We start from the raw sequence: 432 nt of genomic DNA on the forward strand, positions 1-432 counted from the left end.
GTCTACGCCTGCACCGCGCACAGCAAAGTGCTGGCACTGGACCCGGACACCGGCAAGGAACTCTGTCGCTTCGATCCACAGATCAAGAGCCCGGTCGGCTTCAAGGCCTTCGCCCACATGACTTGCCGTGGCGTTTCGTATTACGACGAAGCCGCCTATGCCCAGTCTGAAAACGCCGGTTCCGCTGTCATCTCCGAAGCCGGCCAGGCCGTTGCTCAGGCCTGCCCGCGTCGGCTGTACCTGCCAACCGCTGATGCGCGCCTGATTGCGTTGAACGCCGACACCGGCAAGATCTGCGAAGGCTTCGGCAACAACGGCGTGGTTGACCTGACCCAAGGCATCGGCCCGTTCACCGCCGGCGGCTACTACTCCACCTCGCCAGCGGCGATCACCCGTGATCTGGTGATCATGGGCGGTCACGTCACCGACAAC

Annotated in this window: 1 pseudogene; it reads left to right on the forward strand. The window is 63.4% G+C overall.

Annotated elements, in window-relative coordinates:
* Window positions 1-432 (forward strand): annotated as a pseudogene (locus tag J5M58_RS27190) (PQQ-binding-like beta-propeller repeat protein); the annotation flags it as partial.

Origin of the sequence: Pseudomonas sp. 32_A, from assembly GCF_017490905.1 — a bacterium.
In the GTDB taxonomy this organism is placed as follows: Bacteria; Pseudomonadota; Gammaproteobacteria; order Pseudomonadales; family Pseudomonadaceae; genus Aquipseudomonas; species Aquipseudomonas inefficax.